Origin of the sequence: Microcystis sp. LE19-8.1F, from assembly GCF_027531715.1 — a bacterium.
GTDB classification, from domain to species: Bacteria; Cyanobacteriota; Cyanobacteriia; order Cyanobacteriales; family Microcystaceae; genus Microcystis; species Microcystis wesenbergii_A.
This window is the reverse complement of sequence record NZ_JAPZSO010000179.1, coordinates 1-3,021: the sequence shown is the minus strand read 5'-3', so window position 1 is coordinate 3,021 and position 3,021 is coordinate 1. Positions and strand designations below refer to the sequence as shown.

The window sequence follows — 3,021 nt, the reverse complement described above, 5'->3', positions numbered from 1 at the left end:
TCACTTTCCCCTAATAATCCTCCTAAATATTGTCTGAAGCCGTTTTTTTGCGCTTCGTTTTTGAAGCAATTGTCAAACCGCCGACACCATCGGTCAAAGCATGGGGGCATCGCGGCTGGGGTTGTCTCTTTCATCGCTGATTTTTCAACGTAAAGTCCTTATTCTGTAACGATTATACTCGATTAAACCTTTGTTGAGCGTTTAAGTCCCAATAGTAACCCCGAATTTGAAGCTTATCGGCAAAAACAAAAGGAAAAAAATTATCGTTGAACGACCGCAAGAAGGGTAGAAAAAACGAGATTTATGGAAGAAATATCGGATTTTTATAGCCCGAAAGAGTTGTCGAATTGTGGGATTATGAGAAAAATGGCGATTTGAAGCCAGGGGCGGTTTTATAGAAAAAAAGCTCAAAAACAGCCAAACTATTTCTACAGTATCTTATAGTTAAAATAGAATTGCGTCTTTGCCCTGCAAAGATTCAAGGTAAACCGGCATATAACCGTTATTCTTGGGATAACCAAATAACATCACGCCATTAAGAATAAAGAAATCGGTATGGTCCAGCCATTTCTTGGCAGTGTTAACAGGACAAGCTTTCTCATAGCCTAACTCTTGGCGAGAACAGCAAACCCACAACACCCCATCTTGCCAAAAATAAGGAACTATTATTGGGGGATACCAATCGCCCTGTTGATCATGAAATTCTTGAACTACTGAAATTCCCTGAGAAAATTGATGATAGTGACGGGATGCTGACATTCTATACCGTAAAGTTAGTGGTGAGTTAGTTACCTAAAATATAGGTCGAGAATTTGAAACCGGTCTAAGGTGAGTTTCTTGAGCTTGATGATATTTTGTTAATCGGAACCTCCCCAACTCCAAGTAGGATTTCCAGCATTGACCCTTTTTTTCAGGATAGAAGCGGTGAAACCATTTGCGTCTCTTATGCCCGTTAAGTCTAAAATTAGATAAACCTTGCCACCGATAAAGCGCAAACGCAGATGGGATAAATATGGAGTCTCTGAGTCGCCGTATTTCTCAATGCCAGCGGTGGCAACGCATTGGCGGTATGGCTTTTTAAGATTGGCGACCCAAGTGACACTAAAAAAATCTGACGCGGCAATGGTAAAGGGTTCTGCAAAAGAGCTTAAGTTAGCTTGTCCGTTGATGGTGTATCCCCCCTCAAAGTAAGGTGCGTTTTCCTCTGTGATGATTACTTGATCTGGACACTTAGCATCAGGCTTATCTATGAACTTATAGACTCCTAATTTTACGGGAAAAGCTTGGGCTGTTTCGCATAAAACAAAGGCTAGTCCTAGAGCCGCTAAAATGGGAAGTCTTTTCATGGCGATCGCTTGCGGTCATCAACTGTTGCTTACTTGCCGGTTGTCCGTCCTTTACTCCCATTTCATCACATAGAGTTCATCCAGCTGGCATTGAAAAAACCGGGCTAGTTTGCCGGTGCTGAATGGACGTAACTGGATTCGAACCAGTGACCCCATCGATGTCAACGATGTACTCTAACCAACTGAGCTATACGTCCGCACGAATTGTTATTATAACACGACTGCCTCTAATTAGGCAAGCCCCTAGGCAGTAAATTGATAGCCAATTAATTTATAAATTAACTTGGCAGTGGTAAATTCCGAGACCACCGAATCACTAATCGGGGCCAATTCCATCACATCGCAGCCAATCACCTGATGAGTTTGGAAAAGACGACGGAGAAAGCCTAGGGTTTGATGCCAACTTAACCCCCCGGGTTCCGGGGTTCCCACCCCCGGAATTAAAGCGGGATCGATGCCATCCACGTCTATGGTTAAAAATACCTTCTCGGTGGTGATTTTGGCGATCGCTTTTTCGATCCAATCTGGATCACCGGCGATATCTCGATCCCAAACCACGGCAATCTGCTGTTTAGCGATTAATTCCGCTTCTTCCCGACAAATAGCCCGAATTCCCACGGGTAAGGTCGGCAAACCCATTTCTAACACCCGACGCATCACACAGGCGTGGTTATGGTGGGAGCCTTCGTACTCAAAACGCATATCGCCATGGGCATCAATTTGAACCACCGTAAAAGGTTCCGATAAAGCTTGTCGATAAGCTTGTACTACTCCCGTGGTGATAGCGTGTTCACCCCCGACGGCGACGACAAATTTATCATCGGCAATTAAACGCGAAACTGTAGCTGTGGTGACGGCTAACATCTCCTCGGCGGACAATTGCGGTTGCTGACGGGTATCTGCGATCGCATCATGGGTATAGATGCCCACTTCTAAACAGGTTTCCCTCTTAAGTTCCTCGTCATAGGCTTCCAATTGTTGGGAAGCGGTAATCACCGCCGCCGGTCCAGTTTCACAACCCTTGCGATAGGTGGTGGTGGCCTCGTAGGGAATCGGCAGGATCACGGCCTTAGCTGTGGCGTAAGTGGCGATCGCTTCACTCCCTAAAAATTGTTCGCTACCGGTGGCGCAAGACAATAACATGGGCAAATCACAGAAAATTTTAGTCCAATCTTCCATTATAAATATTTTGACTATTTTTGTCTATCTCAACTGACCCCAGACATATCTACTGCAATAGCCGAAAACCCTGACCCATCAATGGATACATCCCTCGATTTCTCGATCAAGATTGGTTTGCTGCGGGCGATAATCTGGAAATATAGCCATCAGTTGGGCTGCTTTATACTGCTGTAACAAAAAACAATTATCCCCCGATAGCGATCGCTATCGGGGGATAATTGTCAGTTTTTATCAAGGGGTGCGGTCAGATCGAAGAATCATCGCTAGAATGAGCCTAATTGTCAGGAATTTAGTTAAACAAGGTTTTTGGCAATAGGCTAATCTGGCTAACAGGCTTTTGGGGGTGATATAAGGAAAAGTTCTGGCGATTGCGCCTAAATGGAGCGATATACCGGAAGTTGACCCATATCGTTACCCCAGAGAGTTTTATACAGAAAGTTGACCTATAATATGTGGTTAGGCGGCATGAAAGCACTATCACTCGTCCTACTCC

At 44.6% G+C, this 3,021-nt stretch carries 3 protein-coding genes, 1 tRNA gene and 1 pseudogene; all 5 read right to left on the bottom strand.

Annotation, left to right across the window (positions count from 1 at the left end):
• Positions 1 to 134: pseudogene (locus O9334_RS17205) on the bottom strand (IS701 family transposase); the annotation flags it as partial.
• Positions 135 to 444: 310 nt separating this feature from the next.
• Positions 445 to 759, bottom strand: coding sequence for a hypothetical protein (locus O9334_RS17200; RefSeq protein WP_045359824.1), 315 nt, complete (start codon positions 757 to 759; stop codon positions 445 to 447).
• Between the two features lie 98 nt (positions 760 to 857).
• Positions 858 to 1,346, bottom strand: a complete 489-nt coding sequence (locus O9334_RS17195; RefSeq protein WP_045359825.1) for a hypothetical protein — start codon at positions 1,344 to 1,346, stop codon at positions 858 to 860.
• Between the two features lie 123 nt (positions 1,347 to 1,469).
• Positions 1,470 to 1,543: transfer RNA gene (locus O9334_RS17190), tRNA-Val, on the bottom strand.
• A gap of 46 nt (positions 1,544 to 1,589) precedes the next feature.
• On the bottom strand, positions 1,590 to 2,489 hold the full coding sequence (gene speB / locus O9334_RS17185; protein WP_288001412.1) for an agmatinase: 900 nt from the start codon (positions 2,487 to 2,489) through the stop codon (positions 1,590 to 1,592).
• Positions 2,490 to 3,021 lie beyond the last annotated feature (532 nt).